The sequence below is a fragment of the Actinomadura luteofluorescens genome, assembly GCF_013409365.1.
In the GTDB taxonomy this organism is placed as follows: Bacteria; Actinomycetota; Actinomycetes; order Streptosporangiales; family Streptosporangiaceae; genus Spirillospora; species Spirillospora luteofluorescens.
Map to the genome: position 1 here is coordinate 6,168,331 of NZ_JACCBA010000001.1, position 24,617 is coordinate 6,192,947.

Genomic DNA, 24,617 nt, shown 5'->3' on the forward strand with positions numbered 1-24,617 from the left:
CGGGCCCGCGCTGCGGTCAGTCGGACTTCCTGCCCGCGAACATGTGCTCGCGGCGGCGCGGCCAGGTGCCGCCCCACCAGAAGATGATCGCGCCGGTCAGGATGACGGCGATGCCGGTCACGGCCCGCGCCCACAGGACGGTGTCGGGGCCGGTGTGCGGCAGCTTCCCGGGCGGCGTCTCGCGCGGCGCGGCGCCGCCCGCCTTCTTGCAGTTCGCCTTGGCGGCGGTGCTGCCGATCTGCCGGTTCGCCCACCGGACGGTGATGCGGGTGCTGCGGTCCTCGCGCAGCTTCACCGCGACCGTCCGGGTGGTGCCGGGGCCGATCTTGCCGGGGACGGCGGCGGTGTCGTCGTTCTTCTCGACGGAGAAGTCCTCGGTCTGCGTTCCGGTGTTGCGGACCTTGACGTTGACGGTGCGGTCCGGGCAGGAGACCGATCCGATCGTGGCCGTCACCGGCCGCGCCGGAGCCGGCGTGCGGCTCGGCGTGCGGGACGGGGTGTGCGTCGGAGTCCGCGTGGGCTTGCCCGAGGCGGACGGCGAGCCGCTGGACGCACTCGGGCTGGGGCTCGTGGACTCCGTGGCTGAGGTCGGCGACGCCGAGCCGTCCGACCCCAGCAGGGCCGGGATCGCGATCAGCGCCCCGATCACGATGAACACGGCGGCGATGACGACCCTGGGCAACTGCATCGCTGTCCTCCCGGCCCGCACCAAGCGGGTGGCCGATGATCCTAGATCATTCTTAACCCAGGACCTTGTGGTGCCGATATCCCCATCGATAGGAATGCGTAACAGGCTAACGAGCGAGGAGGCGTGCCGCCGGAGGTCCGGGCAACGCATCATGGGACCCATGGAAGACGGGATCAGGGTCGGGCTCCTGCTGGTGGCCACGCCGCAGCTGGAGGATCCGAACTTTCGGCGCAGCGTCGTCCTGCTGGTCGAGCACGACGGCGACGGGGGAACCCTGGGAGTCGTCCTCAACCGGCCGACCGAGATTCCGGTGGACCGCGTCCTGCCGCCGTGGGCGGAGCTGGTGACGGGACCGGCCGTGGTGTTCCAGGGCGGGCCGGTCGCCCTGGAGAACGCGCTCGCCCTGGCCCGGCTCCCCGGCGAGGACGAGCCGCTCGGGTGGCGCGCCCTGGACGGCGGCACCGAGGTCGCCCGGGTGGGCCTGGTCGACCTGGAGGCCCCGCCCGGCCTGCTCGCGGCGGAGCTGCTGCAGCTGCGCGTGTTCGCCGGATACGCGGGCTGGTCGCCCGGGCAGCTGCGCACCGAGGTCGAGGAGGGCTCGTGGTACCTGGTGCCCGCCGAGGCCGGGGACGTGTTCGCCGGCGACCCGGAGCGGCTGTGGCAGAACGTGCTGCGCAGGCAGGGCGGCGACCTGGCCTTCGTCGCCACTTTCCCCGAGGACCCGACGCTGAACTAAGGTGAACGGTGTGAGTACGAAGATCCTTCCTGACAGCGACACCCAGAGCGATGTCAAACCGGACCTCTCCCACGGTGACGGCGACCACGAGCGGTTCGCCCACTACGTGAAGAAGGCCAAGATCACCGAGAGCGCGGTGACCGGCACGCCGGTGATCGCGCTGTGCGGCAAGGTCTGGGTGCCGAACCGGGATCCGAAGAAGTACCCGGTCTGCCCGGAGTGCAAGGAGATCTACGAGTCCATGCAGTCCGGCGGGGGCAAGGGCGAGGAGTGACCGGCCGCTGAACGGCGGCCGAGGGCGCGCCGCCGGGTAGGCGTGCGCGCGTGAGGTCCTGCGGTCGTGTGCCGCGGGACCTCGGCCTTTCTTATCGCGGGACGGCCCGAAAGGGACGTCCCTGAACAATCGGGGGATTGAATGCGGCGCTTGGCCGGGGTTTCACTGTGCGCACTGTCGGTCACGGTGTGTGCCGTTCCGGGTTCGGTGAGTGAGGGGGAGTGGGAGCGGGCGAAGGTCGCTCCGGCCGCGCGGGGCGACGACTGCGCCCCCGGCCGCGCGGGCACGGGGGGCGGGACGGCCGCCGTCGGCGGGAGGGGCGCCCCGGGCGGAACGGCGCGGTCGGCGCTGGCGCGCGACCGGGCCGACCTCGGCCACGAGCAGGCGGCCGCCATGCTCGCCGACCTCCGCCGCACGCTCCTCGACCGGTTCGGGACGTCCGACGAGGCCCTCCTCGACCAGCGCCTCTTCGACGGACCGCTCGCGGGCTCGGCCCGCCGCGAGTCGCAGCGGCGGGCGACGGGGAGCCTCGTCGTGCCGGTGCGGTTCCACGTCGTCCACAGCGGGAGTTCGGGGCGGCTGTCCACGGCGGCGGTCCAGCGGCAGATCGCCACGCTGAACGCGGCCTACGGCGGACGCCTCGGCGGCTCCGACACCCACGTCAGGTTCCGGCTCGACTCCCTGGACCGCACCGACAACCCGTCCTGGTTCCACAACCCGCAGCGCAACGAGGGCCCGATGAAGCGGCGCCTCCGCAAGGGCGGCCGCGGGACGCTCAACCTCTACACGGCCGCCGTCGGGTCCGACGTGCTGGGCTTCTCCACCTTCCCGCAGTGGTACCGGCGCGACCCGCGCCTGGACGGCGTCATCGTCGACTTCCGCAGCCTCCCGTACGGGTCGTACGCGCCGTTCAACCACGGGTTCACGGCCGTCCACGAGATCGGGCACTGGCTCGGCCTGATGCACACGTTCGAGGGCGGGTGCGTGTCGCCGGGCGACGGGGTGGCCGACACCCCGTACGAGGCGGAGCCGGCGCAGGGCTGCCCGCAGGGACGCGACTCGTGCCCGCAGCGCGGCCGCGATCCGATCCACAATTTCATGGACTACGCCCACGACGCCTGCATGCGCGGCTTCACCGCAGGTCAGGGCCGCCGTGTCCGGGCGGTGTGGGCGGCGTACCGGTCCCGCAAGGCCGGCCGCAACCGTGTGGATCTCGGCACAGGTGCGCCGGGCGCGGCACGATCTGTCGGTGCGGCTCGGTAGCCTTCAATGACCGTGAGCACCTTCGCCGCATCGAGCATGCCCCCCGCCTTCCCCGAGCGGGCCGCCTGGGGGACCGCGTCCTCCCTGCGCGCCTGGCAGCAGCAGGCGCTGGAGGCGTACTTCGGCGTGGACGGAACGGCGCCCGGCCCCCGCGACTTCCTCACCGTCGCGACGCCGGGCGCCGGCAAGACGACGTTCGCGCTCCGGCTCGCCCGCGAGCTGATGGAGCGCCGCGTCGTCGCCTCGCTCACGATCGTGTGCCCGACCGAGCACCTCAAGCGGCAGTGGGCCGAGTCGGCGGCCCGCGTCGGCATCAGGATCGACCCCGAGTACCAGAACGGGCAGGGCCCGGTCGGCAAGGACTTCCACGGCGTCGCCGTCACGTACGCGACCGTCGCCGCGCGCCCGGCGCTGCACCGCAACCGCACCGAGTCACGCAAGTCGCTGGTCATCTTCGACGAGGTGCACCACGCGGGCGACGGCCTGTCGTGGGGCGACGCCGTCCGGGAGGCGTTCGAGCCGGCGACGCGGCGGCTCGCCCTGTCCGGCACGCCGTTCCGCACCGACATCAACCCGATCCCGTTCGTCCAGTACGAGGAGGGGCCCGACGGCGTCCGGCGCAGCCAGGCCGACTACACCTACGGCTACGGCCCCGCCCTCGCCGACGGCGTCGTCCGACCGGTGATCTTCCTGGCCTACGCGGGCGAGATGCGCTGGCGCACCCGCGCGGGCGACGAGATCACCGCGACCCTCGGCGAGCCGCTCACCCAGGACCAGACGTCCCAGGCGTGGCGGGCGGCGCTCGACCCCAAGGGCAACTGGATCACGCAGGTGCTGGCCGCGGCCGACCGCCGCCTCACCGAGCTGCGCCGCGTCATCCCGGACGCGGGCGGCCTGGTCATCGCCACCGACCACGAGGCCGCCCGCGCCTACGCCAAGATGCTGCGCGCGGTGACGGGGCAGGGCGCCACGATCGTGCTGTCGGACGACCCGACCGCGTCCAAGAAGATCAAGGCGTTCGGCGAGACCGACGACCGCTGGATGGTCGCGGTCCGCATGGTGTCCGAGGGCGTCGACATCCCGCGGCTGTGCGTCGGCGTCTACGCCACCTCCACCAGCACGCCGCTGTTCTTCGCGCAGGCGATCGGGCGCTTCGTCCGTGCCCGCAAGCGCGGCGAGACCGCGTCGGTGTTCCTGCCGTCGGTGCCGACGCTGATGGGCCACGCCTCTGAGATGGAGGAGGAGCGCGACCACGTCCTCGACCGCCCCGTCCGTGAGGACGGCCTCGACGACGACCTGCTCGCCGAGGCCAACCGCGAGAAGGACAGTCCCGACGTCGGCGAGGAGCTGCCGTTCGAGACGGTGGAGGCGTCCGCGACGTTCGACCGCGTGCTCTACGACGGCGGCGAGTTCGGCATGAACGCCGAGCCGGGGTCGGCCGAGGAGGAGGAGTTCCTCGGCATCCCCGGCCTGCTGGAGCCCGACCAGGTGTCGGCGCTGCTGCGCAAGCGGCAGGCCGACCAGATCGCCAACGAGCGCCGCCGCAAGACCGGCGACCCCCGCGAGGACCGCACCGCCGCCGAGGACATCGCGGCCCTGCGCCGCGAACTGAACGGCCTCGTCAACGCCTGGAACCACCGAACGGGCCAGCCGCAGGGCGTCATCCACAACGAGTTGCGCCGCGCGTGCGGCGGGCCGCCCGTCCCCCAGGCGAGCGCGGAGGAGATCCGCGAACGCATAGCCAAGATCCGCGACTGGGCCGCCAAGCGCCGCGGCTGACGCGTCACCGCCGCGTCGCGCCTGAGCCCGCCGCAGAGTCGGCGGCGCCGCCCGCGCCCAGGCGATCCCGGAGGACGTCGCTGAGGACGCCCGCCACGCGCTGAGGGCCGTCGCACGGGTACCGCATCGCCCCCGAGACCCGGTAGGCCCACCGCCCGCCGGCACGTTCCGCCGTGATGCCGACCGCGAGGCTTCCGGCGCCCTCGGGGAAGACCCACAGCACCGGCGGCGACTCTACGTAGATCTTGAGGTGGGACCAGCCGTGGGCGTGCGTCGCCGCGGCCAGGACGTCAAGGTGCCGTTCGGCGCGGCCGCACCGACCGTTATTCATGGGCAGGAACGGCCGCAGCCGGTCCCACGCCTCGTCCGTCAAATCCCCGCGAACGGTCATGCTGCGGAAAACGAGTTCTGCCGTCTGATCGGCACGGCCTACGCTTCCGTGATCGATGACGCCGCATATCCAACGTAACGGGGGTCTTGGTGTGAGCGTGAACAGCGGCAACGGGCTTGCATCGCTAGAACAGTTGCCTGGCTACGTCCTCCGGCCATATCACGGCCACGAAGACCACGGAGCCATGGCCGCTGTGCGGCTCGGCTGTGCGGAGCGGGACCGGATCGAGGCCCGCTCGGTTGTGGAAGGTCTCCCGACGGCAGCCGAGATCGCCGAAGCCTCCGCCAAGCTCGAAGACCCATCCGAGAACCAGGCATTGGTGGAGCACAACGGTGGTGTCGTCGGCTACTCGACGATCAGGCGGTGGCAGGAGCGGGACGGGACGTGGTTGTACCTGCACCGCGGCTACCTGCTGCCCGAGCACCGCGGCCAGGGCATCGGCTCAGCCCTGCTCAACTGGGCAGAAAGCCGTATCCGCCAGCTCGTGCAACAGCATGGAACCGCACAGACGGCCGTGCTCGGCGCGAACGCCATGGCCTCTGAACAGGATGCGACGGCGCTACTGCTCGACTCGGGATACCGGCGTGTCTTCAGCCTGGTAGAGCTGGAGCTGGCCGATCTCCGACAGCTCCCCGACGGCAAGCCGTTGCCAGCCGGCATCCGAGTCGGAGCCGTCGATCCAAGCAGCTACCGCGCGGCCTGGAAAACGGTCGTCGATTCATATGCGGAGGCCGCCTTCACCGAGAGGTGGACGTTCGAGAGCTTCCTCGCCACGGCCGACCCGACCTGCTGGCGGGCTGCTTGGGATCGGGAAGATATGGCCGGTGTCGCCCTGTGCTCCATCCATCGGCAGGACGCCACCGTGGGCGAAGTCGAAGAATTGAGCGTCCGGAAAGAGTCAAGGCGTCTGGGACTTGGGCGAGCCCTGCTACTGGACGGGTTGCGATGCCTTCGCGAGCACGGTGCAGAGACGGCCCGGTTGTACACCGGCACCGCGAATCCGCACCGATCCTACGACCTCTACGAGAGCGTAGGGTTCCGGCGCCAGAATGAGCACGTCCGCTACCGCAAGCCGATCACCGTCTGATCCGGCAGAGGTAGCTCCGCAGCGCCTTGTCGGTGCGGATTCCCGAAGACTGAACCCGGCTTGATCACCCGGACAGGGCCTAACTGGGACGCGTTCGTACAGTCCGCTGCGTGTCCCGTGGGCCGATCTCATCTTCTGCGCGACGAGGTTAGGACCCTGAGTACCGCCGTATGGCGCAAGGCGGCCCGTAGTTCCAACAACGGCGGCGACTGCGTCGAGGTCGCCCGCGTCGGCGAGGTCGTGGCCGTCCGTGACAGCAAGGACCCGGACGGCCCCAAGCTTCTCCTCACTCCCCAGGCGCTCGGGCGCCTCAGTGCGGCCATCAAGAACGCCTAGCTCTGGACGGCTGAACCACCCGGGGGGCGCGTCGTGACTCCTCACCGGGTGGCGGCCAGCACCGCCGCGAGACCTTCCCGCAGGTCCTTGACGAAGTACTCGGGAACCTCCAGCGACGGGAAGTGTCCGCCCTTCTCGGGCGAGTTCCAGCGGACGATCTGGCGGTACCGCTCCTTTGCCCAGGGGCGCGGACACTTCTCGACATCGCGCGGGTACATCGTGATGGCCGACGGCACGTCGACCCGGAGTTCGGGATCGAGCGAGTTGTGGCTCTCGTAATAGATGCGGGCCGCCGACGCGCCGGTCCGCGTCAGCCAGTAGAGGGTGACGTCGTCGAGGATCCTGTCGCGGGAGATCGTCTCGAACGGGCTGTCCTCGGTGTCGGACCATTCGGCGAACTTGTCGAGGATCCAGGCGAGGAGCCCGACTGGCGAGTCGACGAGCGAGTAGCCGATGGTCTGTGGCCGGGTCGCCTGCTGCTTGGCGTACGCCGCGCGGTGGCGCCAGAAATCGCGGGTGTCCTCGGTCCACTGGCGCTCGGCCGTCGTCAGCCCGTCCGTCGGCAATCCGGGCGGCGCCTCCGCGAACAGGGTGTGGATGCCGAGGACGTGCGCCGGGAACCTGCCGCCGAGGACCGTGGTGATGTTGCCTCCCCAGTCGCCGCCGTGGGCCAGGAACCTGCCGTAGCCGAGCCTCCCCATCAGTTCGACCCATGCGGCCGCGATCTTTTCCGTTCCCCACCCGGTGACGGCCGGCCTGTCGCTGTAGCCGAAGCCCGGTAGCGACGGCGCCACGACGTGGAATGCGGGGGCGTCCGGGTCTTTCGGATCCGCCAGCTCGTCCACCACGTCGACGAACTCGGCGATGCTGCCCGGCCAGCCGTGCGTGAGGATCAAAGGGGTGGCGTCAGCGCGCGCGGATCGGCGGTGCAGGAAGTGGACGCCCAGACCATCGATGGTCGTGCGGAACTGGCCGATGCGGTCGAGGCGCTCTTCGAACGACCGCCACCTATACCCGGTGCGCCAGTAGTCCACGACATCGACGAGGTCGGCGAGAGGCACGCCCTGGTCCCATCGGCGAGGGCCGGGCGCGGTGCGACGGACCGTCTCGGCCTCCGGCAGCCGCGCCGCGGCCAGCCGCGCGCGCAGATCGTCGAGGTCGGCGTCGGTCGCGCGGGCTTCGAAAGCTCGAACGTCGCTGGTCGGGCGCGGCATGAGACCTCCTGGCCATAGCGGAACCGGCTAAGACGGTTCTAGCAGCGCCTCTTCCCGAGTGCAACCGGCTAAGGTGGTTCCATGCGCGCTGGGTTCCCCGACTTCCGCCTCGGCACCGTGCTGGCGACGAGCTTTACGGCGACCCTGACGGAGCGCTGTGGCGACCCTGTGGAGCGCATTCCCGTCCCGCAACGACTCGTCGACTGGCTGGCGGTCAACGGCCTCGCCGTGGACTCCTGCACCGCCGCCCAGCTCGACCTCGCCCGGGAGTTGCGGGAATCGATCCACCTCGCCGCGACCGCGGGCGCGCTCCAGGACGCTCTCCCCGCGTCCGCCGTCCAGGTCATCAACGACCGCAGCGTCGAGGGGCGGGCCGCCGCGATCCTGACGCCCGAGGGCACGCGGCGATGGCGGCTCGGCTCGGCCTCCCGCGTGGAGGACGCCCTCAGCGTGATCGCCGCCGATGCGGTCAGCATCCTCGCAGGTGAACGAGACGGGAAGCTGGCCCTGTGCGCATCACCGACCTGCCGGGCCGCCTTCTTCGACACCAGCCAGAGCCGCACCCGCAGGTGGTGCGAGATGAACACGTGCGGCAACCGCCAGAAGAAGGCGCGCTTCAACGCCAGGCAGCGCGAACACCCCAGATCAGCGGAGTGACGCCAGGTTCAGGGACTTGAGGATGCGGGTGGACGGCTTCTTCGGGGCCATCAGGGAAGCAGAACGAGGGCCCGGCTGAGCCAGGCCCTCGTTGATGATCCGAAGAGGCGCGAGCCGCCTCACACGTGGCCGCTTGTCAGGCGGCCCGGTGTCCCCTGGAACGGGAACGTATGGTGCGGATCTCGGCCCAGATGCAGAACGCGCCGCCGGCGACGGTGCCGAGTGCCACGAAGCCGGCGCCGATGGCGACGCCAAGGCTCAGAGGGACGGCCCCACCGACGACGAAGCCGAAGATGACACCGATCAGGGCGCCGAAGACGCCGCCGACCACAGGCCAGACGACGAGGCCCACGGCGTGCCTGATACGGAGTTCGAGGTTGGCGATGTCTCTGTCGATCATGAGAACCCTCCGGTTGTATGTCGCACCTCTCGTGAGGTGAGGTGCCTACCGCGCACCGTCCGTGGCGGGGCGCCTCGCGCAAGCCGGTGCGGCCGGTCCGTTGATCATGAAATGGCCCGGCGGCCGGAGGTCATCCGGCACCCTGTGGTCGACCGCGACGTCGTCTTCGATGAGCGGTGGCTCTTCCGGCATTGCCGTCATCGCCGGATCTCCTCATGAGTTCCGGCGGGGCCGCGGGAGGTCAGCGGGGGGCCGGGTCCAGGTCCAGAGACTTGAGGATGTGGGTGACCGTCTCTTCGGGGGTGCCTGTTATGGGGGCGGTGATGATGTTCTCGTCGGGGGCCGGGGGTTCGAGGTCGGCGAACTGGGAGTCGAGGAGGTCGGCCTTGAAGAAGTGGCCCTTGCGGGAGCGCATGCGGGCGGCGATGGTGTCGCGGTCGCCGTCCAGGAGGACCAGGCGGACGTCCTCGTGACCGTCGAGCAGCATGTCGCGGTACCTGCGTTTCAGGGCGGAGCAGGTGACGACGCCGGGGCGGCCGGTGGCGAGGCGGTCGGCGATCCACGCGGCGATGGCGCGTAGCCAGGGGAGGCGGTCCTCGTCGGTGAGGGGGTGGCCCGCGCGCATCTTGGCGACGTTGGCCTCGGAGTGGAACGCGTCCGCCTCCGCGTACTCCCAGCCGAGGCGTTCGGCGAGGAGCGTGCCGACGGTGGTCTTGCCGCTGCCGGACACGCCGGCGACCAGGATGACCAGGGGCTCTGTGGCGTTCGGGGGCATGGTCAGGCGGTCACCACCGGGGCGCCGGACAGGACGACGCCCTCCTGCCCGAGCTCGTCCAGCGCCTGGTCGACGGTGGCCTTGCCGACCCCGGCGGTGAGGTCCAGCAGGACGGTGGTGCGCAGGCCCGCGCGGACGGCGTCCACCGCGGTGGCCCGGACGCAGTGGTCGGTGGCGATGCCGACGACGTCGACGGCGTCCACGCCGCGCGCGGCGAGCCAGTCGGCGAGCGGGGTCTCGTCGTCGGAGAACCCCTCGAAGCCGCTGTAGGCGGCGGTCTCGCGGCCCTTGCTGAACACGGCCTCGATGGGGGCGAGGGCGAGGTTGGGGTGGAAGTCGGCGCCGGGCGTGCCGATCACGCAGTGCGGCGGCCAGGTGTCGGCGAAGTCCGGTTCGGCGGAGAAATGGCCGCCCGGGTCGAGGTGGAAGTCGCGGGTCGCCACGATGTGCGCGTACTCGGACCGGTGCGCTGCCACGTACTCCGAGATCGCCGTCGCCACCGCCGCGCCGCCGCCGACGGCCAGCGAACCCCCCTCGCAGAAGTCGTTCTGCACGTCCACGATGATCAGAGCCTTCTTGCCCATGACCGCTCCCTTTACCGGTTGCCCCACCGGATCTGCACCGACCGTACCCCAGCCTTGTTCCCCCACGCGGGACGGCTCAACGGCGCGGGCCGCCGTTGACGAACTCGGTCGGGACGGCGGGCTCGCCCTTGGACAGCCGGCGCGCCGTCGGGGGCAGTTCGGCGACCGAGCGCGCGTGGCGTTCCCGCGCGTCGCCGAGCGCCTCGCGCCCGACGACCTCGCCGTCCCGCACCAGCGGCACCTGGAGAACGCGGTCGTGGGGGCCGGGCGTCGGCTCGGTCGTGAACACGGTCTCGGCGTAGGCGACGCCGTGCCCGTCGACGCGGCGGATGGCGGTCTTGCGGCCGCCGCGGCTCGGCTTGCCCGTCGAGCGCTTGGCGACCGCGCGCATGGGGGCGTCCTCCCGCGGGCCGTCCGCCCGCGCGACGAGCTTGTAGACGAGCGAGGCCGTGGGGGCGCCGGAACCGGTGACCAGGGACGTCCCCACGCCGTACCCGTCCACGGGCGCCGCGCCGAGCGCCGCGATGCCGTACTCGTCGAGGTCGCCGGTCACCACGATGCGGGTGCCGTGCGCGCCGAGGGAGTCGAGCTGCTCGCGGACGCGCCGCGCCATCACGCCGAGGTCGCCGCTGTCGATCCGGACGGCGCCGAGGTCCGGGCCCGCCAGCTCCACCGCCGTCCGGACGGCCCGCTCGACGTCGTAGGTGTCGACCAGCAGCGTGGTGCCCTCGCCGAGGGCCGCGAGCTGCGCCTCGAACGCGTGCCGCTCGCTGTCGTGCAGGAGGGTGAAGGAGTGGGCGCTCGTCCCGGCGGTCGGGACGCCGTACAGCCGGCCCGCCTCCAGGTTGGACGTGGTGGTGAACCCGGCGATGTAGGCGGCGCGGGCGGCGGCGACGGCGGCGCGCTCGTGGGTGCGCCGCGACCCCATCTCGATGATCGGGCGCTCCTGCGCGGCCTGCGCCATCCGGGACGCGGCGGACGCGATCGCGCAGTCGTGGTTGAGGATCGACAGGGCGAGGGTCTCCAGCAGGACCGCCTCCCCGAACGTCCCCTCGACCATCAGGATCGGCGATTCGGGGAAGTAGCACTCGCCTTCGGGGTAGCCCCAGACGTTCCCGGTGAAGCGGTACTTCTCCAGCCAGCGCACCGTGGGCTCGTCCACGATGCCGTTCTCGCTGAGGAACTCCAGCTCGGCGTCGCCGAAGCGGAACGCCTCGATGGCGTCCAGGAGCCGCCCGGTGCCGGCGACGACCCCGTACCGGCGCCCGGCGGGCAGGCTGCGCGCGAACACCTCGAAGACCGCGCGGCGGCCGTCCGTCCCGCTGCGCAGGGCGGCCTGCAGCATGGTCAGCTCGTACTGGTCGGTCAGCAGGGCCGTGCCGTCACCAAGGTCCACAAGTGGAACTTTAGGGCCGACTGCGGGCACCATGGTGACGCGGGCCGCCACACGGCGCGGGGGAGCGGCGCATAGCATCGGATGCGGCGGGCGGCCGCGTCCTCCAGGGCGGGACCGCGCGAGCGAAGAGAGGGGAGACCCGGCCAATGAGCGCCATGAGCACGGCGCCCGCACCGGTGGAGTCGAAGCGGCCGGAGGCGGCGGAGGACGTGAGCGCCGACCGGCCCTGGCTGGCGATCGTCTGGAACGACCCGATCAACCTGATGTCGTACGTCACGTACGTGTTCCAGGCCGTCTTCGCCTACCCCAAGGCCAAGGCCGAGAAGCTGATGCTCGACGTGCACCACAAGGGCCGCGCGGTGGTGGCCAACGGCACCCGCGAGGAGATGGAGCGGGACGTGGAGATCCTGCACTCCTACGGACTGTGGGCGACCGTGAAACGGGACGACTGAGCCGATGAGCCATGTGAAGAAGAAGCGCGACGGTTTCCGGGTCCGGCTGGAGCCGGAGGAGACCGCGCTGCTGCGCGCCCTCATGGAGCAGCTGCTCGCCCTCCTCGGCGAGGAGGCCGGTGAGGACGGCGAGCTGGCGTCCCTCGGCATCGCCGAGAACGCCACGAAGTCGGACGATCCGGTCCTGGCGCGGCTGTTCCCGGACGCCTACCGCGACGACGGCGAGGCCGCCGGGGAGTTCCGCCGCTACACCGAGATGGGCCTGCGCGACGGCAAGCGCGAGGCGGCCCGGACGGTGCTCGGGGCGCTGGGGGAGAACGGCACCGAAGCCGTCCTCGACGAGAAGCAGATGCAGGAGTGGCTGCGGGCGCTGAACGACCTCCGGCTGGCGCTCGGCACCCGCCTGGACATCACCGAGGACTGGTACGAGGAGGCGGGCGGCCTGGACCAGCGCGACCCGCGCGCCCCCATGTTCGCCGCCTACGACTGGCTGACGATGCTGCAGGACGGTCTCGTCCGTGCCCTGGAGTAGGCGCCGCCTAAGCTTGCGGCCATGCTGACGATTGAACGGGCCCTGGTCGACCAGATCATCGCGCACGCGCGCGCGGACCACCCCGACGAGGCCTGCGGCATCATCGCGGGCCCGGTCGGCTCGGACCGGCCCGTCCGGTTCGTCGCGATGGTCAACGCCGAGCGCTCCCCGACGTTCTACCGGTTCGACTCCCAGGAGCAGTTGAAGGTGTGGCGGGAGATGGACGACCGGGACGAGGAGCCGGTGGTGATCTACCACTCCCACACCGCGACCGAGGCCTACCCCTCCCGCACCGACATCTCCTACGCGTCGGAGCCGAACGCGCACTACGTCCTCGTCTCGACCCGCGAGGACGACCGGGCCGAGTTCCGCTCGTTCCGGATCGTGGACGGCGAGGTCACCGAGGAAGAGGTCTCGGTCGTCGAGGGGGCCTGAGGGCGGTATGCGCGGCGCGGAAGGTCCGGAGGCGGCCGGGATCGGCGGCCCCGCGGCCGGTAAACTGGTCGACATGTGGACGAGCGGGCATGGGACGGGCGGCGCCGGGCGCCGCGCCGGGGCCCCAGCGGTGCCGCCCGTGCAGAGCTTCCTGTTCGGGCACTCGCGCGCCGAAGTCGTCTACGACTGTCGCTGACGCGCTGATCACGCCTGGAATCATCCCGCCGCCCGCCCGGTTCAACACCAGGGGCGGGCAGTCCCGTACGACGTTTAAGGAGATCATCGCGATGGCGATCGAGGTCCGGATCCCGACGATCCTGCGCAACCTCACCGACGGCGCCAAGGCCGTCGAGGGCAAGGGCGGCACGCTCGACGAGCTGTTCGCCGACCTGGACACCCGGCACGCGGGCCTGCGCGACCGGCTCGTGGACGACAAGGGCCTGCGCAAGTTCGTCAACGTCTACCTGAACGACGAGGACGTGCGCTTCCTCGGCGGGCTGGGGACGGAGGTCGCCGACGGCGACAGCGTCACGATCCTCCCGGCCGTCGCCGGCGGCTGAGCCGGCCGGAACGAGCGCCACATGCGATTCGACTCACTGCTGGACTCGCTCGGCGGCACCCCGCTGGTCGGGCTGCCGCGGCTGTCGCCGGGCGAGGACGTGCGGCTCTGGGCGAAGCTGGAGGACCGCAACCCCACCGGCTCGGTGAAGGACCGCCCCGCCTTCCACATGATCGAGAAAGCGGAGAAGGAGGGGCTGCTGACGCCCGGCTGCACGATCCTGGAGCCGACGTCCGGCAACACCGGCATCTCGCTGGCCATGGTCGCCAAGCTGCGCGGCTACTCGATGGTGTGCGTGATGCCGGAGAACACCTCCGCCGAGCGCCGCCAGCTCCTGGAGATGTGGGGCGCGCGGATCATCTCCTCCCCGGCGGCGGGCGGCTCGAACGAGGCCGTGCGGGTGGCCAAGGGCCTGGCGAAGGAGAACCCCGACTGGGTGATGCTGTACCAGTACGGCAACGAGGCCAACGCGCTCGCGCACTACGAGACGACCGGCCCGGAGATCCTCGCCGACCTGCCGTCGGTGACGCACTTCGTCGCGGGGCTCGGGACGACGGGCACGCTGATGGGCGTCGGCCGGTTCCTGCGCGAGCGGGTGCCGGACATCAAGATCGTCGCGGCGGAGCCCCGGTACGGGGAGCTGGTGTACGGGCTGCGCAACATCGACGAGGGCTTCATCCCCGAGCTGTACGACGACTCCGTCCTGACGACCCGTTTCTCGGTCGGTTCGCTGGACGCGCTGCGCCGCACCCGCGAGCTGCTGGAGCAGGAGGGCATCTTCGCGGGCATCTCGACCGGCGGGGCGCTGCACGCGGCGATCGGGATGGCGAAGAAGGCGGTGAAGGCCGGCGAGCGCGCCGACATCGTGTTCATCGTCGCCGACGGCGGCTGGAAGTACCTGTCGACCGGCGCGTACGGGGGCACCCTGGAGGAGGCCGAGGCCCGGCTCGAAGGCCAGCTCTGGGCCTGATCCGCCGGCCGGCGAACAGGGCCGGCGGCCGGGGTAGAGTGCGTACTCGAACGTGATTCTAGAACCGTCCCGGCGGGCTTCCGCCGGGACGGTCGGACCGGGAGAGTGCGGATGAGCGGGTTCGGGGACTCGACGGCGGTGAAGGCGGTCGGCGAGGGCCGGTACGAGGCCGTCCTGGACGAGGGCTACGGCATCGCCCAGGCGCTGAACGGCGGCTACCTGATGGCCGTGCTCGCCCGCGCCGCCGTGGACGCCTCCCCGCACGAGCACCCGGTCTCGACCGCGGCGAACTTCCACCGTGTCGCCAAGGCGGGCCCCGCCGAGCTGGTCGTCGACTCCCGCAAGGTGGGCCGCACGGCCGCCTCGTCCTTCGTCACCCTCGTCCAGGACGGCCGGCCCGTCGTGGACGCCCTGATCACCACCGGCACCCTCGACCCGTCCGCCGAACCCGACTTCGCCGCCGAGGCGCCCGGCGCGCTGCCGCCGCTGGAGGAGTGCACGGGGTTCCGGCCCCCCGCCGCCACCGGCGGAGGGTTCGCCGACCAGGTCGACATGCGCTTCGACCGGACGACCATGGGCTGGCTGGACGGGCGGCCGAGCGGGCGCCCCGACATCCGCGCCTATTTCCGGCACGCCTGCGGCCAGGAGCCCGACGGCTACTCCCTGGCCCTCGCCGTGGACGCGCTGCCGCCCGTCGCGCTCAACCTCGGCGCGCAGGGCTGGGCCCCGACCGTCGAGCTGACCTGGCACATGCGGGCCGTCCCGGCGCCCGGCTGGCTCGCCGTGCACGGCACCGGGCGGCTCCTCGCCGGCGGCTGGTTCGACGAGGAGGTGGAGGTGTGGGACAGCGCCGGCCGCCTCGTCGCGCAGAGCCGGCAGATCGCCCGCGTCCCCCTCGCCCGCTCCTGACCGGCGCGACGCACCGGCGTTTCGGAACGACGAACGAGCGGATCTCGCGCCACCGGCGTGAGCTGGACGGTTTTCCGGTGCGTGACGGTGTGATGTCCAACGCATGACGCACCCGGGCGGGGCCGTGTCGCTTAGCCTTGTGCACCATGTCAGATCCATCCCGGGGGGACGGCCTCCCAGACGCGCCCATCGGGATCTTCGACAGCGGTTTCGGGGGCCTCACGGTGGCCCGCGCCATCCTCGACCAGCTGCCGAACGAGCCGATCGTCTACCTCGGCGACTCGGGCCGCCAGCCGTACGGTCCGCGCCCGATCGCGCAGGTCCGCGCGTTCGCCCTGGAGATGCTCGACGAGCTGGTCGACGAGGGCGTGAAGATGCTGGTGATCGCCTGCAACAGCGCCAGCTCGGCGATGCTGCGCGACGCCCGCGAACGCTACGACGTCCCGGTCGTGGAGGTCATCAACCCCGCGACCCGGCGCGCCGCCCGTGCCACGTCCAACGGGCGGGTCGGCCTGATCGCCACCGAGGCCACCGTGAACAGCCGCGCCTACGAGGACGCGTTCGCCGCCGCGCCGCACATCGAGCTGGTCAGCGCCGCCTGCCCGCGCTTCGTCGACTTCGTCGAGGCGGGCGTGACGATGGGCGAGGACCTGCTCGACGCCGCCCGCGGCTACCTGCGCCCGATCGTGGACGCGGGCTGCGACACCCTGATCCTCGGATGCACGCACTACCCGCTTTTGACGGGCGTCATCTCGTATGTGGTCGGAGACGGGGTCACACTGGTCTCAAGCGCCGACGAGACCGCCAAGGACGTGTACCGAGTGCTGCACGATCAGGGACTGGCCCGCGCCGAGGCGACGCCCCGGCCGCGGCACCGGTTCCGCGCCACCGGTGACCCCGCCGTGTTCGCCGAGCTCGGCCGCCGCTTCCTCGGACCGGAGATCGGTTCGGTGGAGAGCACGTTGAGCAAGGCTTTGACGACCTGATTCCTCGGGACCGCAGAGGAGGAGTGAGCGTGCGGGTCACTGTGATCGGCTGTTCCGGCAGTTTCCCAGGGCCGGACAGCCCCGCGTCCAGCTACCTGGTCGAGGCGGACGGCTTCTCCATGCTCCTCGACATCGGCAACGGCGCGGTCGGGAGCCTCCAGCGCTTCCACGGCCTGCTGGACATCGACGCCATCTGCATCACGCACCTGCATCCCGACCACTGCCTCGACCTCACCGTCTACTGGATCGCGCGGACGTACTGCCCGGACGGCCCGGCGCCGCGCATCCCGGTGTACGGCCCCCGCGACACCGCCGACCACATGATCAAGGCGTACGAGCTGGAACCGAACCCCGAGATGACCGCCACCTTCGACTTCCGCCTTCTGGAGCCGGGGCCGGTGCGCATCGGGCCCTTCACGATGACGACCGCGCTGATGAACCACCCGGTCGAGGCCTACGGGCTGCGGATCGAGCACGGCGGCAGCGTCCTGACCTACTCCGGCGACACCGGCCACAGCGACGACCTGGTGCGGCTGGCCCGCGGCTCCGACCTGTTCCTGTGCGAGGCGGGGTTCGCCGACCGGCCGGACCTGCCGCCGGACATGCACCTGACGGGACGGGAGGCGGGCGAGCACGCGGAGCGGGCCGGGGTCGGCCGGCTGGTCCTGACGCACCTGCTGCCGTGGAACGACCCGTCCGAGACGCTCTCCGAGGCGAAGGCCAGCGGCTTCCGCGGCCCGGTCGAGCTGGCCGAGGTCGGCGCCGTCTACGAGTTCTGACGCCGCGCCGCTTCCGCGGGCCCGCCGCGGTGAGTGCCGCGTCACCCGCCGTAGGCCGGATCCGGCGAGGGCCCGGCCGCTAGGGTGGGCGCATGGCTCGCCCCGATGATCGCGCATTCGACCGGCTCCGTCCCGTCCGCATCCAGCGCGGATGGCTCGACCACGCGGAGGGGTCGGTGCTCGTGGAGTTCGGAGCGACCCGGGTGCTGTGCGCCGCGTCCGTGCAGGACTCGGTGCCCCGCTGGCGGCGCGACAGCGGCCTCGGCTGGGTCACCGCCGAGTACGCGATGCTGCCGCGCGCGACCAACACCCGCAACGACCGCGAGTCCGTCAAGGGCCGGATCGGCGGGCGCACCCACGAGATCTCCCGGCTGATCGGCCGGTCCATCCGGGCGTGCCTGGACCTCAAGGCGCTCGGCGAGAACACCGTCCAGCTCGACTGCGACGTCCTGCAGGCCGACGGCGGCACCCGCACCGCCGCGATCACCGGCGCGTACGTCGCGCTGGCCGACGCGGTGAGCTGGATGCGCGAGCGCCGCCTGCTCAGGGGGAACCCGCTCATCACCTCGGTGTCGGCCGTCAGCGTCGGCGTCGTGGAGGGCGAGCCCCGCCTCGACCTGTGCTACGAGGAGGACTCGGCCGCCGGGACGGACATGAACGTCGTCTGCACCGGCGACGGCCGGTTCGTCGAGGTGCAGGGCACCGCGGAGGGCGCCCCGTTCGACCGGGCGGAGCTGGACGCGCTGCTCGACCTCGGCGCCGCCGGCTGCGCCGAGCTGACCCGCATCCAGAACGAGGCCCTCGGCCGATGAGCGGGATCGTCCTCGCCACCCGCAACGAGGGCAAGGTCGCCGAGCTGCGCCGGATCCTCGGCGGCCTCGACGTCGTCGGCCTCGACGGCTTCCCCGGCGCCCCCGACGTGCCCGAGACCGAGCCGACCTTCGAGGGCAACGCGCTGCTGAAGGCCCGCGCCATCGCCGCGTTCACCGGCCTGCCCGCCGTCGCCGACGACTCCGGCCTGTGCGTGGACGCGCTGAACGGCATGCCCGGCGTGCTGTCGGCCCGCTGGTCGGGACGGTTCGGCGCCGGCGACCGCGACGCCGCCAACCTGCGGCTCGTCCTCGACCAGCTCGCCGACGTGGCCGACGACCGGCGCGGCGGCTCGTTCGTGTGCGCGGCGGTGCTGGTCGTCCCGGGCGGCGCCGAGCACTGCGTCGAGGGCCGCATGCACGGCACCCTCCTCCGGGAGCCGCGCGGCACCGGCGGCTTCGGCTACGACCCGATCTTCCTTCCGGACGGCGGGACCCGCACGACCGCGGAGCTGGCGCCCGCGGAGAAGGACGCCATCAGCCATCGCGGCCGGGCGTTCCGCGCGCTCGCCGAGATCGTCCCCGGCGCCCTCCGGGCCGCCGGCCAGGCCTGATCCATCCGCCCGGCCGGCCGCGCCCGGTCAGCCGCAGCGCAGCCGGACGAAGGTGCCGTCCCAGCCGGCGCGCAGCTCCATCAGGTCGACCAGGAGCCGGACGGTCCACAGCCCGAAGCCGCGCTGGAGGGCGGAGTCGGGCGGGATGAAGCCGGTCAGCGGGTCGGGCCCGGGGCGCCAGAAGCCGTGGTCGCCGATCTCGCAGACGAGGTCGGCGCCGTCCTGCCACGTCCACAGCCCGATCGGCGGGGTGCCGTGCTGGAGCGCGTTCGCGGCGACCTCGTTGGCGGCGGTGACGAGGTTCTGCGCCTTCTGCTTGGCCAGGCCGTGCCGGAAGGCGCGCTCGCCGACGAACACGCGCAGCGCGTGCAGGTCGTCGCCGTCGATGGAGAAGTACTCCGCGCCGGCCGGGCGGTCGGTGCGGAACCGGCGGTCGCAGCCGGAACCGAACCTCACCGGGTCGATGTAGTCGCCGTTGGCCCCGTCGTGGCCCGGGGCGAGTAGCAGCGGATGGGTGCGGCGCGCCTCGTCGAGGATGCGGGGCTGCAGCTCCTCGGTGTCGTAGGGGCACAGGGCGCGCGCCCCGGACTCGCCGAAGACCACGTTGATGAGGGACTCGTAGCGAACCCATTCGAGCGTCTGGCGCTCGTCCCACCCGTCCCAGACCGGCTCGGCGAGGGCGCAGACGGTGCGCGGGGCGCTCTGCTTCACGATGGTCTGGTAGTCGCGCAGGGTGTGCACGGGGTGCTGGTAGAAGGCGGCGGAGTCGTAGTAGGTGACCGCTTCGCCGTGCGGGGCGAGGACGTCGCGCAGGGCGGTCAGGTTGGGTTCGCGGGCGACGGCGATCACGACCTGGCCGTTCTCCACGCCCGATTCGAGGTAGGGGACGGTGACGGACAGGAAGTCCTCGGTGCCCCGGTACATGAACGCCTTGTGCTCCAGTGCCATCAGGCGTTGCCCCCCGTCTCCGCGAGCCGCCGGCCTCGGGCGAGGCCGGGCAGCCGGTGCCAGCCGACCATGTCGATGACGCTCTCGACGTCGGGCGACAGGTGGTCCAGGACCAGCGCGGCGTCGGCGGGCAGCCGGGTGGCGTGCTTGGCCAGCAGGTGCAGCCCGCCGAGGTCGATGAACCCGAGCCGGGACAGGTCGAGGTGGACGTTGCGGCCGGACCGCAGCCTCCGGAGCTGCTCGGCGAACACCGAGTGCCGCGCGGCGTCCAGCTCGCCCTCGACGCGCAGCCCCTCGGGCTCGAACGTGCGCACGATCTTCAGTATCCCGTCGTCGAATTCGGGGTTCACTTCCACGAGGACCTCGTGTGTGTCGCGAAGGGCGGTGAGCTCGGCGGGCGGCACGCGTGCCGGTCGACCTGGCAGATCGCCATCGCCATGGTGCTCGGCGAGACGGTGCCGCTGACGCGGTGCTCGCAGCCCAGCATCCGGCCGAGGTCGGGTCGGCCGGGACCGTTCAGCAGCCAGCTGTGGTCGGTGGTGACGCGCGCGGCGCGGAAGCCCTGCCCGAACGCGTCGCCGACCTCGCGGCCGACGGTGTCGGCCATCTTGGCCGGTTCGAACGCGCCGCCCCGGTCGAGGCACGCCTCCCGCAGCGTGATCACCCGCAGCTGGCCGGACCTGATGCGGGCGTTCACGTCGATCGGCTGGCCAGGGCCGAGGCCGGGCAGCCGTTCGGCCGGGACATCGGTGATGTACACGACCTTCTCGGTGGTCTCCAGGCCCTCCCGGACGAAGGGCCCGATGATCTCGTCGCGCTCCTCCTGACTGCTGTAGGCCAGCCAGCCGTGATCTCCGGGACGGAGTGCGCTGACGGGGCGTTTGGCGAACCAGGATGTGTCCATGGCCTGCCCATCGGTGTGAGGCGGATCTGTTCAGCGTACGCCGGTCCGGTGCGCTTGGAAGCCCAACGCATGGAGTTCCTCACGCTCCGTTCGGCGCGTCGTGGTGGCCCCGGCGGGTCGCCGTTCCGGCGTCCGGCAGGGCGATGCGGAGCCGGACGGCGGTGCCGTCGCGGCCTGTCCGGATCTGGACGAACGAGCACAGCAGCCGCACCGCCCAGAGCCCGAACCGGTCGCCGGGCGGCCCGCCGTCCGGCCTCGGCGGGACGAGCCCGAACCCGCCGTCCGGCGCCCACCGTCCACGGTCGGTGACCTCGCAGACCAGGGCGGCGGAGCCGGGCGAGGCGTCGGCCCACACGCGCAGGACGACGGGCGGCTCGCCGTGCCGGAACGCGTTCGTGACGACCTCGGTGACCGCGACCAGGAGCCGCTGCCGGTCGCCGCCCGGCAGCGGCGTGCGCCGGGCGCAGTCGGTGACCCACACGCGGATCCAGTACAGGTCGGGGCGCTCGACCTCCAGCGTCTCGGCACCGTCCGGCGGCGGGGGCAGCGGCTCGCCGTCGCACCGCGCGCAGTACGCCCGCGGGCTCAGGAAGCCGGGGTTGGGGAGGGCCCGCGTGCCGCGCACGGTCTCGGGGTGGGTCCGGCGTCCGGCCGCGACGACGGACGCGGGCAGCGACGCCGCGTAGGGGCACATGATCGCGGCGCCGGTGTCGCGGAACGCCTCGTTCAGCACGGCCTCGGCGCGCTGCCACTCGACGACCTCCAGCGGCGGCCGCGTCGCCCAGACGGGATCGCCGAGGACGCGCAGCCGGCGCCCCGACCGGGCGCTCTCGCAGGCGTCGCCCAGGCAGTCCGCGAGCGTGCGGGACGGGTGCGCGTACCAGGCGGCGGCCTCGGTGAACTCGACGCCCTCGGCGGCGGGCCCGAGGGCGTCGCGCAGCAGCGCCTCGCGCCCGGTCCCGCACACGGCGAGGACGCGGTCGCCCGCGTCGAGGCCGGCGCGCAGGAACGGCACGGCGCCGCCGAGGAACTCCTCCGCGCCGGAGAAGGGCAGCAGGCGATGCGTGAAGCCGGCGCTCACGGAGTCAGCGCCCACGGGGTCCCGCCAGTTGTGTGATCATGTTGTCACCGGCTGCGCGTGGCGAACGGATGCGGCCAGCCTAGAGCGCCCGCCCCGGGCGCGCTGAGATTCTCTGCCCGAATCGTCCGATGTGCCGTCCGCAATCCCGTCGCGGGCGTGTCCGCTACCGGGTCACCGCGTCCGGGGGCGGCGGGACGGGCCGCGAACGGCGGCGCGGAGGCCGGGTGTGAGGTACCGGATTAATTCATCGGGCGTCATCGAGGCGACGGGTTCCAGCGCGAGGATGTAGCGCGCGAAGACCAGCCCGGAGAGCTGGGTGCCGAACGCCCCGGCCCGCGCGGTGGCGTCGGGGCCGCCCAGATGGTCGGCGATGCGGCCGACGATCTCGCGTTCCAGCAGGTCGCGTACCAGCCGGGTCAGGTCCGGGTCGTGGACGGCCGCGCGCACCATGAGCAGCAGCGGCCCGCCGCGCTCGGGGTCGTCCCAGGCGCCGACCAGCGCGCGCAGGACGCGTTCGGGCAGCTCGGCGGGGTCGCCGGGCAGCGCGCCCGCCAGCACCTCGGGCGGGTTGGCGACGAGCCCGAGCACCGCGCCGAACAGGCCCTTCTTCGAGCCGAAGAAATAGCTGATCAGCGCGGCGTCCACGCCCGCCTCGGCGGCGACCGACCGCATCGTGACCGGCCCGTACCCGTCGGCCAGGAACCGCCGGCGGGCCACCGCGAGGATCGCCTCGCGGGTGTCGGGACTGCCGCGCCGGCGCCCCCGCCCGCCCCCGGATTTATTCATCACAGTTGAAATATAGTCCGGGCCGGGCGCAGGGTCGAGGCATGAACACCCCGAAGCAGGGGCCGGGCGCCGTCCACCGAGCGGTGCTGCCGGCCGTGATGCTGTCCCTCGCCACGGTGGTCTCGGCCGTGGCCTCCCTCAACACGGCGGTGCCGTCCATCGCCCGCGACACCCGCGCCGGCCTCACCGAGCTGTCGTGGATCATCGACGCCTACGCGCTGGTCTTCGCGGCGCTGCTGCTGCTCGGCGGCGCGATCGGCGACCGCTACGGGCGGCGCCGCGCGCTCGCCGCCGGGCTCGTCGTGTTCGGCGCGGGCTCGGCCGCGGCGGCGCTGGCGGGCGACCCGAACTGGCTGATCGCGATGCGCGGCGTCCTCGGCATCGGCGCGGCCCTGGTCATGCCGGCGACGCTGTCCACGATCACCTCGACGTTCCCGGCCGCGCAGCGCACCCGCGCGGTCGGCGCCTGGGCGGGCGTCGCCGGGGCCAGCGGCATCTTCGGGCTGCTGGTGTCGGGGACGCTGCTGGAGTTCTGGTCGTGGCGGTCGGTGTTCTGGATGAACGTCGTGCTCGCCGCGGTCGCGCTGGTCGCGACGCTCGCGGTCGTCCCCGAGTCGGCCGAGCCGGACGCCCCGAGGCTCGACCTCACCGGCGCGCTGATCACCGTGGCCGGGCTCGGCGCCGGCGTCTACTCGATCATCGAGGCGCCGACGCACGGCTGGGCGTCCGCGCGGACGCTGCTCGGCCTCGCCGCCGCCCTGGCCGTCCTCGCCGGGTTCGTCCTGTGGGAGCTGAAGCGGCCGAACCCGCTGCTCGACCCGCGGCTGTTCCGCATCCGGGCGTTCTCCGCCGGAGCCCTCACGATCACGCTGCAGTTCTTCGCCTTCTTCGGCTTCGTCTTCATCATCCTGCAGTACCTGCAGCTGGTGAAGGGCGACAGCGCGCTCGTCGGCGCGGTCAGCCTGCTGCCGATGGCGCTCACGATGATGCCGTTCGCCCGGGGCGTCGCACCGAAGCTGGCCGCGCGGATCGGCCCGCGCCGCGTCATCACGGCCGGGCTGCTCCTGGTCGGCGTCGCGATGCTGGTCTTCTCGCTGCTGGACGAGGACAGCACCTACTGGCTGCTGCTCGCGGGACTCGTCCCGTTCGGCGCCGGCATGGGCCTCGCCATGACCCCGTCCACCGCCTCGATCACCGACGCGCTGCCCGCCGAGAAGCAGGGCGTGGGCTCGGCGATGAACGACCTGGCCCGCGAGCTCGGCGGCGCGCTCGGCATCGCCGTCCTCGGCAGCCTCCTGCAGTCGGCCTACCGCGCGAACCTCGACCCCGGGAACCTGCCGGGCCCGGCCGCCGAGCAGGCGAGGACGTCCGTCGCGGTGGCGATGCGGCTCGGCCCGCAGGCCGCCGACCACGCGCGGGCGGCCTTCAGCGACGGCCTCCAGTCGGCGTTCCTCACCGCGTCGATCGCGCTCGCCGTCACCGCGCTCGTCGTCGCGGCCCTGTACCGGGCGCCCCGCCGGGAGGCCGCGCGAACCGTTCCCGCGCCCGCCGATCAGGACGCTAAGCTGAACGCGCCCTCGGACGCGAGCCCGGACGAAGGCGCGGACGAGAGCACGGGCGGGCGTGGCGAAATCAGGTATACGCGGCAGGTTTAGGTCCTGTTGGTGGTGACACCGTGGGGGTTCGAATCCCCCCGCCCGCACCCGGCCCGCACCCGGCCCGCGCCGAGCGCGGGCCGGCGCGGTGCCTACAGGCCGAGGTCGCGGCGGAGGCGCTCCACGTGCCCCGTCGCCTTCACGTTGTAGTACGCCTTCTCGATCTTCCCGTCGGCGTCGATGACGAACGTGGACCGGATGACGCCGACGACGGTCTTGCCGTACAGCTTCTTCTCCCCGTAGGCGCCGTAGGCCTGGAGGACCTTCGCGTCCGGGTCGGACAGGAGCGGGAACGTGAGCCCCTCCTTGTCCCGGAACTTGGCGAGCTTGGCCGGCTTGTCGGGGGAGACGCCGACGACGGCGACGCCGCCCGCCTCCAGCTCGGGCAGGCTTCCCTCGAAGTCGACCGACTCCTTGGTGCAGCCGGGGGTCATGGCCGCCGGGTAGAAGTAGAGGATCACGCGCTTGCCGCGCAGCGAGGCCAGCGACACCGCGGTCTCGTCGGCGTCGGGTAGCTCGAACTCTGGGGCGACGTCGCCCGGCTGAAGCCGCTCGGACACCCTGTCCCGCCTTTCGCTCGGATGGTGGCTCCAACGGTACCGGCTGGGGTGCGGCGGG

At 72.3% G+C, this 24,617-nt stretch carries 32 protein-coding genes and 1 tRNA gene; 20 read left to right on the forward strand and 13 right to left on the reverse strand.

Going from position 1 to position 24,617, the window contains the following annotated elements:
* Positions 1–16: 16 nt before the first annotated feature.
* Complete coding sequence (locus BJY14_RS28730) at positions 17–688, reverse strand: hypothetical protein (RefSeq protein WP_179846459.1); 672 nt, start codon at positions 686–688, stop codon at positions 17–19.
* 160 nt (positions 689–848) lie between these two features.
* Between BJY14_RS28730 and BJY14_RS28735 the strand changes: the two genes are divergently transcribed.
* The 4 genes from BJY14_RS28735 to BJY14_RS28750 all read left to right on the forward strand — a co-directional run bounded on the left by BJY14_RS28735 (position 849) and on the right by BJY14_RS28750 (position 4,740).
* The gene (locus tag BJY14_RS28735; protein WP_179846460.1) at positions 849–1,424 is read left to right on the forward strand and encodes a YqgE/AlgH family protein; all 576 of its coding nucleotides are present in this window, start codon (positions 849–851) and stop codon (positions 1,422–1,424) included.
* A 10-nt stretch (positions 1,425–1,434) separates the two neighbouring features.
* Positions 1,435–1,698, forward strand: a complete 264-nt coding sequence (locus BJY14_RS28740) for a DUF3039 domain-containing protein (protein ID WP_179846461.1) — start codon at positions 1,435–1,437, stop codon at positions 1,696–1,698.
* Positions 1,699–1,905: 207 nt separating this feature from the next.
* Entirely contained in the window at positions 1,906–2,961 is a 1,056-nt protein-coding gene (locus BJY14_RS28745; protein ID WP_312879451.1) for a zinc metalloprotease, read from the forward strand.
* A 36-nt stretch (positions 2,962–2,997) separates the two neighbouring features.
* On the forward strand, positions 2,998–4,740 hold the full coding sequence (locus tag BJY14_RS28750) for a DEAD/DEAH box helicase (protein WP_179849696.1): 1,743 nt from the start codon (positions 2,998–3,000) through the stop codon (positions 4,738–4,740).
* Positions 4,741–4,744: 4 nt separating this feature from the next.
* Here BJY14_RS28750 and BJY14_RS28755 read toward each other — a convergent pair whose 3' ends face one another.
* Positions 4,745–5,131: a hypothetical protein gene (locus BJY14_RS28755; protein WP_179846463.1), complete on the reverse strand. Its 387-nt coding sequence runs from the start codon at positions 5,129–5,131 to the stop codon at positions 4,745–4,747.
* 97 nt (positions 5,132–5,228) lie between these two features.
* On the opposite strand from BJY14_RS28755, the gene BJY14_RS28760 reads away from it, so the two are divergent.
* The gene (locus BJY14_RS28760) at positions 5,229–6,218 is read left to right on the forward strand and encodes a GNAT family N-acetyltransferase (RefSeq protein WP_218905624.1); all 990 of its coding nucleotides are present in this window, start codon (positions 5,229–5,231) and stop codon (positions 6,216–6,218) included.
* Positions 6,219–6,335: 117 nt separating this feature from the next.
* Entirely contained in the window at positions 6,336–6,554 is a 219-nt protein-coding gene (locus BJY14_RS28765) for a DUF397 domain-containing protein (RefSeq protein WP_312879453.1), read from the forward strand.
* 41 nt (positions 6,555–6,595) lie between these two features.
* Here the strand turns inward: BJY14_RS28765 and BJY14_RS28770 are convergent, their stop codons facing one another.
* A complete protein-coding gene (locus BJY14_RS28770) occupies positions 6,596–7,768 on the reverse strand; it encodes an epoxide hydrolase family protein (protein ID WP_179846464.1) in 1,173 nt (390 codons plus the stop codon).
* Positions 7,769–7,849: 81 nt separating this feature from the next.
* Between BJY14_RS28770 and BJY14_RS28775 the strand changes: the two genes are divergently transcribed.
* Positions 7,850–8,425, forward strand: coding sequence for a CGNR zinc finger domain-containing protein (locus BJY14_RS28775; protein ID WP_179846465.1), 576 nt, complete (start codon positions 7,850–7,852; stop codon positions 8,423–8,425).
* A gap of 136 nt (positions 8,426–8,561) precedes the next feature.
* On the opposite strand, the gene BJY14_RS28780 is transcribed toward BJY14_RS28775, so the two are convergent.
* The 4 genes from BJY14_RS28780 to BJY14_RS28795 all read right to left on the reverse strand — a co-directional run bounded on the left by BJY14_RS28780 (position 8,562) and on the right by BJY14_RS28795 (position 11,613).
* On the reverse strand, positions 8,562–8,825 hold the full coding sequence (locus BJY14_RS28780; RefSeq protein WP_179846466.1) for a hypothetical protein: 264 nt from the start codon (positions 8,823–8,825) through the stop codon (positions 8,562–8,564).
* Positions 8,826–9,066: 241 nt separating this feature from the next.
* A complete protein-coding gene (locus BJY14_RS28785; RefSeq protein ID WP_179846467.1) occupies positions 9,067–9,600 on the reverse strand; it encodes a gluconokinase in 534 nt (177 codons plus the stop codon).
* Positions 9,601–9,602: 2 nt separating this feature from the next.
* Positions 9,603–10,184, reverse strand: a complete 582-nt coding sequence (locus tag BJY14_RS28790; RefSeq protein WP_179846468.1) for a nicotinamidase — start codon at positions 10,182–10,184, stop codon at positions 9,603–9,605.
* Between the two features lie 76 nt (positions 10,185–10,260).
* The gene (locus BJY14_RS28795; protein WP_179849699.1) at positions 10,261–11,613 is read right to left on the reverse strand and encodes a nicotinate phosphoribosyltransferase; all 1,353 of its coding nucleotides are present in this window, start codon (positions 11,611–11,613) and stop codon (positions 10,261–10,263) included.
* Positions 11,614–11,735: 122 nt separating this feature from the next.
* Here BJY14_RS28795 and clpS point away from each other — a divergent pair, with 122 nt between their 5' ends.
* From clpS to rdgB, 11 genes are all read left to right on the forward strand, one after another.
* Positions 11,736–12,032 (forward strand): ATP-dependent Clp protease adapter ClpS, encoded by a 297-nt coding sequence (gene clpS / locus BJY14_RS28800; RefSeq protein WP_179846469.1) that lies wholly within the window; start codon positions 11,736–11,738, stop codon positions 12,030–12,032.
* A gap of 4 nt (positions 12,033–12,036) precedes the next feature.
* Positions 12,037–12,564, forward strand: coding sequence for a DUF2017 domain-containing protein (locus tag BJY14_RS28805; protein WP_179846470.1), 528 nt, complete (start codon positions 12,037–12,039; stop codon positions 12,562–12,564).
* 21 nt (positions 12,565–12,585) lie between these two features.
* Positions 12,586–12,999: a M67 family metallopeptidase gene (locus tag BJY14_RS28810; RefSeq protein ID WP_179846471.1), complete on the forward strand. Its 414-nt coding sequence runs from the start codon at positions 12,586–12,588 to the stop codon at positions 12,997–12,999.
* A gap of 7 nt (positions 13,000–13,006) precedes the next feature.
* Positions 13,007–13,195 carry a hypothetical protein gene (locus tag BJY14_RS28815; protein ID WP_179846472.1) on the forward strand — a complete coding sequence of 63 codons (189 nt, stop codon included), beginning with the start codon at positions 13,007–13,009 and terminating at the stop codon, positions 13,193–13,195.
* 91 nt (positions 13,196–13,286) lie between these two features.
* On the forward strand, positions 13,287–13,559 hold the full coding sequence (locus BJY14_RS28820; protein WP_173391950.1) for a MoaD/ThiS family protein: 273 nt from the start codon (positions 13,287–13,289) through the stop codon (positions 13,557–13,559).
* Between the two features lie 21 nt (positions 13,560–13,580).
* Complete coding sequence (locus tag BJY14_RS28825) at positions 13,581–14,528, forward strand: PLP-dependent cysteine synthase family protein (protein WP_179846473.1); 948 nt, start codon at positions 13,581–13,583, stop codon at positions 14,526–14,528.
* Between the two features lie 111 nt (positions 14,529–14,639).
* Positions 14,640–15,437 carry a thioesterase family protein gene (locus BJY14_RS28830; RefSeq protein WP_179846474.1) on the forward strand — a complete coding sequence of 266 codons (798 nt, stop codon included), beginning with the start codon at positions 14,640–14,642 and terminating at the stop codon, positions 15,435–15,437.
* Between the two features lie 146 nt (positions 15,438–15,583).
* Positions 15,584–16,423, forward strand: coding sequence for a glutamate racemase (gene murI, locus BJY14_RS28835; RefSeq protein ID WP_179846475.1), 840 nt, complete (start codon positions 15,584–15,586; stop codon positions 16,421–16,423).
* Between the two features lie 29 nt (positions 16,424–16,452).
* Positions 16,453–17,202 (forward strand): MBL fold metallo-hydrolase, encoded by a 750-nt coding sequence (locus tag BJY14_RS28840; protein WP_179846476.1) that lies wholly within the window; start codon positions 16,453–16,455, stop codon positions 17,200–17,202.
* 92 nt (positions 17,203–17,294) lie between these two features.
* Positions 17,295–18,014 (forward strand): ribonuclease PH, encoded by a 720-nt coding sequence (gene rph / locus BJY14_RS28845; RefSeq protein WP_179846477.1) that lies wholly within the window; start codon positions 17,295–17,297, stop codon positions 18,012–18,014.
* The gene (rdgB, locus tag BJY14_RS28850) at positions 18,011–18,625 is read left to right on the forward strand and encodes an RdgB/HAM1 family non-canonical purine NTP pyrophosphatase (RefSeq protein WP_179846478.1); all 615 of its coding nucleotides are present in this window, start codon (positions 18,011–18,013) and stop codon (positions 18,623–18,625) included. Before rph ends, rdgB begins: the two co-directional genes overlap by 4 nt.
* A gap of 27 nt (positions 18,626–18,652) precedes the next feature.
* Here the strand turns inward: rdgB and BJY14_RS28855 are convergent, their stop codons facing one another.
* The 5 genes from BJY14_RS28855 to BJY14_RS28870 form a co-directional block, all read right to left on the reverse strand.
* Positions 18,653–19,573, reverse strand: a complete 921-nt coding sequence (locus tag BJY14_RS28855) for an anti-sigma factor RsbA family regulatory protein (RefSeq protein ID WP_179846479.1) — start codon at positions 19,571–19,573, stop codon at positions 18,653–18,655.
* Entirely contained in the window at positions 19,573–19,929 is a 357-nt protein-coding gene (locus tag BJY14_RS45720) for an STAS domain-containing protein (protein WP_312879454.1), read from the reverse strand. Before BJY14_RS45720 ends, BJY14_RS28855 begins: the two co-directional genes overlap by 1 nt.
* Positions 19,920–20,477 carry an MEDS domain-containing protein gene (locus BJY14_RS45725; protein WP_246396146.1) on the reverse strand — a complete coding sequence of 186 codons (558 nt, stop codon included), beginning with the start codon at positions 20,475–20,477 and terminating at the stop codon, positions 19,920–19,922. Before BJY14_RS45725 ends, BJY14_RS45720 begins: the two co-directional genes overlap by 10 nt.
* A gap of 79 nt (positions 20,478–20,556) precedes the next feature.
* Complete coding sequence (locus BJY14_RS28865) at positions 20,557–21,573, reverse strand: anti-sigma factor RsbA family regulatory protein (protein ID WP_312879456.1); 1,017 nt, start codon at positions 21,571–21,573, stop codon at positions 20,557–20,559.
* A 156-nt stretch (positions 21,574–21,729) separates the two neighbouring features.
* On the reverse strand, positions 21,730–22,344 hold the full coding sequence (locus BJY14_RS28870) for a TetR/AcrR family transcriptional regulator (protein WP_179846480.1): 615 nt from the start codon (positions 22,342–22,344) through the stop codon (positions 21,730–21,732).
* Positions 22,345–22,385: 41 nt separating this feature from the next.
* Here BJY14_RS28870 and BJY14_RS28875 point away from each other — a divergent pair, with 41 nt between their 5' ends.
* Together BJY14_RS28875 and BJY14_RS28880 are read left to right on the forward strand one after the other, a co-directional pair.
* Positions 22,386–23,999 (forward strand): MFS transporter, encoded by a 1,614-nt coding sequence (locus tag BJY14_RS28875; RefSeq protein ID WP_179846481.1) that lies wholly within the window; start codon positions 22,386–22,388, stop codon positions 23,997–23,999.
* Positions 23,962–24,046, forward strand: a tRNA-Leu gene (locus BJY14_RS28880). Before BJY14_RS28875 ends, BJY14_RS28880 begins: the two co-directional genes overlap by 38 nt.
* A 45-nt stretch (positions 24,047–24,091) precedes the next feature.
* Here the strand turns inward: BJY14_RS28880 and bcp are convergent.
* Positions 24,092–24,559 carry a thioredoxin-dependent thiol peroxidase gene (gene bcp / locus BJY14_RS28885; protein WP_179846482.1) on the reverse strand — a complete coding sequence of 156 codons (468 nt, stop codon included), beginning with the start codon at positions 24,557–24,559 and terminating at the stop codon, positions 24,092–24,094.
* Positions 24,560–24,617 lie beyond the last annotated feature (58 nt).

Excerpts from the sequence above, each read along its gene's own strand:
- BJY14_RS28730 (WP_179846459.1), bottom strand. The coding sequence starts at position 688 with ATGCAGTTGCCCAGGGTCGTCATCGCCGCCGTGTTCATCGTGATCGGG.
- BJY14_RS28735 (WP_179846460.1), top strand. The coding sequence starts at position 849 with ATGGAAGACGGGATCAGGGTCGGGCTCCTGCTGGTGGCCACGCCGCAG.
- BJY14_RS28750 (WP_179849696.1), top strand. The coding sequence starts at position 2,998 with ATGCCCCCCGCCTTCCCCGAGCGGGCCGCCTGGGGGACCGCGTCCTCC.
- BJY14_RS28755 (WP_179846463.1), bottom strand. The coding sequence starts at position 5,131 with ATGACCGTTCGCGGGGATTTGACGGACGAGGCGTGGGACCGGCTGCGG.
- BJY14_RS28770 (WP_179846464.1), bottom strand. The coding sequence starts at position 7,768 with ATGCCGCGCCCGACCAGCGACGTTCGAGCTTTCGAAGCCCGCGCGACC.
- BJY14_RS28775 (WP_179846465.1), top strand. The coding sequence starts at position 7,850 with ATGCGCGCTGGGTTCCCCGACTTCCGCCTCGGCACCGTGCTGGCGACG.
- BJY14_RS28780 (WP_179846466.1), bottom strand. The coding sequence starts at position 8,825 with ATGATCGACAGAGACATCGCCAACCTCGAACTCCGTATCAGGCACGCC.
- BJY14_RS28785 (WP_179846467.1), bottom strand. The coding sequence starts at position 9,600 with ATGCCCCCGAACGCCACAGAGCCCCTGGTCATCCTGGTCGCCGGCGTG.
- BJY14_RS28790 (WP_179846468.1), bottom strand. The coding sequence starts at position 10,184 with ATGGGCAAGAAGGCTCTGATCATCGTGGACGTGCAGAACGACTTCTGC.
- BJY14_RS28795 (WP_179849699.1), bottom strand. The coding sequence starts at position 11,613 with ATGGTGCCCGCAGTCGGCCCTAAAGTTCCACTTGTGGACCTTGGTGAC.
- clpS (WP_179846469.1), top strand. The coding sequence starts at position 11,736 with ATGAGCACGGCGCCCGCACCGGTGGAGTCGAAGCGGCCGGAGGCGGCG.
- BJY14_RS28805 (WP_179846470.1), top strand. The coding sequence starts at position 12,037 with ATGAGCCATGTGAAGAAGAAGCGCGACGGTTTCCGGGTCCGGCTGGAG.
- BJY14_RS28810 (WP_179846471.1), top strand. The coding sequence starts at position 12,586 with ATGCTGACGATTGAACGGGCCCTGGTCGACCAGATCATCGCGCACGCG.
- BJY14_RS28815 (WP_179846472.1), top strand. The coding sequence starts at position 13,007 with ATGCGCGGCGCGGAAGGTCCGGAGGCGGCCGGGATCGGCGGCCCCGCG.
- BJY14_RS28820 (WP_173391950.1), top strand. The coding sequence starts at position 13,287 with ATGGCGATCGAGGTCCGGATCCCGACGATCCTGCGCAACCTCACCGAC.
- BJY14_RS28825 (WP_179846473.1), top strand. The coding sequence starts at position 13,581 with ATGCGATTCGACTCACTGCTGGACTCGCTCGGCGGCACCCCGCTGGTC.
- BJY14_RS28830 (WP_179846474.1), top strand. The coding sequence starts at position 14,640 with ATGAGCGGGTTCGGGGACTCGACGGCGGTGAAGGCGGTCGGCGAGGGC.
- murI (WP_179846475.1), top strand. The coding sequence starts at position 15,584 with ATGTCAGATCCATCCCGGGGGGACGGCCTCCCAGACGCGCCCATCGGG.
- rph (WP_179846477.1), top strand. The coding sequence starts at position 17,295 with ATGGCTCGCCCCGATGATCGCGCATTCGACCGGCTCCGTCCCGTCCGC.
- rdgB (WP_179846478.1), top strand. The coding sequence starts at position 18,011 with ATGAGCGGGATCGTCCTCGCCACCCGCAACGAGGGCAAGGTCGCCGAG.
- BJY14_RS28855 (WP_179846479.1), bottom strand. The coding sequence starts at position 19,573 with ATGGCACTGGAGCACAAGGCGTTCATGTACCGGGGCACCGAGGACTTC.
- BJY14_RS45725 (WP_246396146.1), bottom strand. The coding sequence starts at position 20,477 with ATGGACACATCCTGGTTCGCCAAACGCCCCGTCAGCGCACTCCGTCCC.
- BJY14_RS28870 (WP_179846480.1), bottom strand. The coding sequence starts at position 22,344 with ATGAATAAATCCGGGGGCGGGCGGGGGCGCCGGCGCGGCAGTCCCGAC.
- BJY14_RS28875 (WP_179846481.1), top strand. The coding sequence starts at position 22,386 with ATGAACACCCCGAAGCAGGGGCCGGGCGCCGTCCACCGAGCGGTGCTG.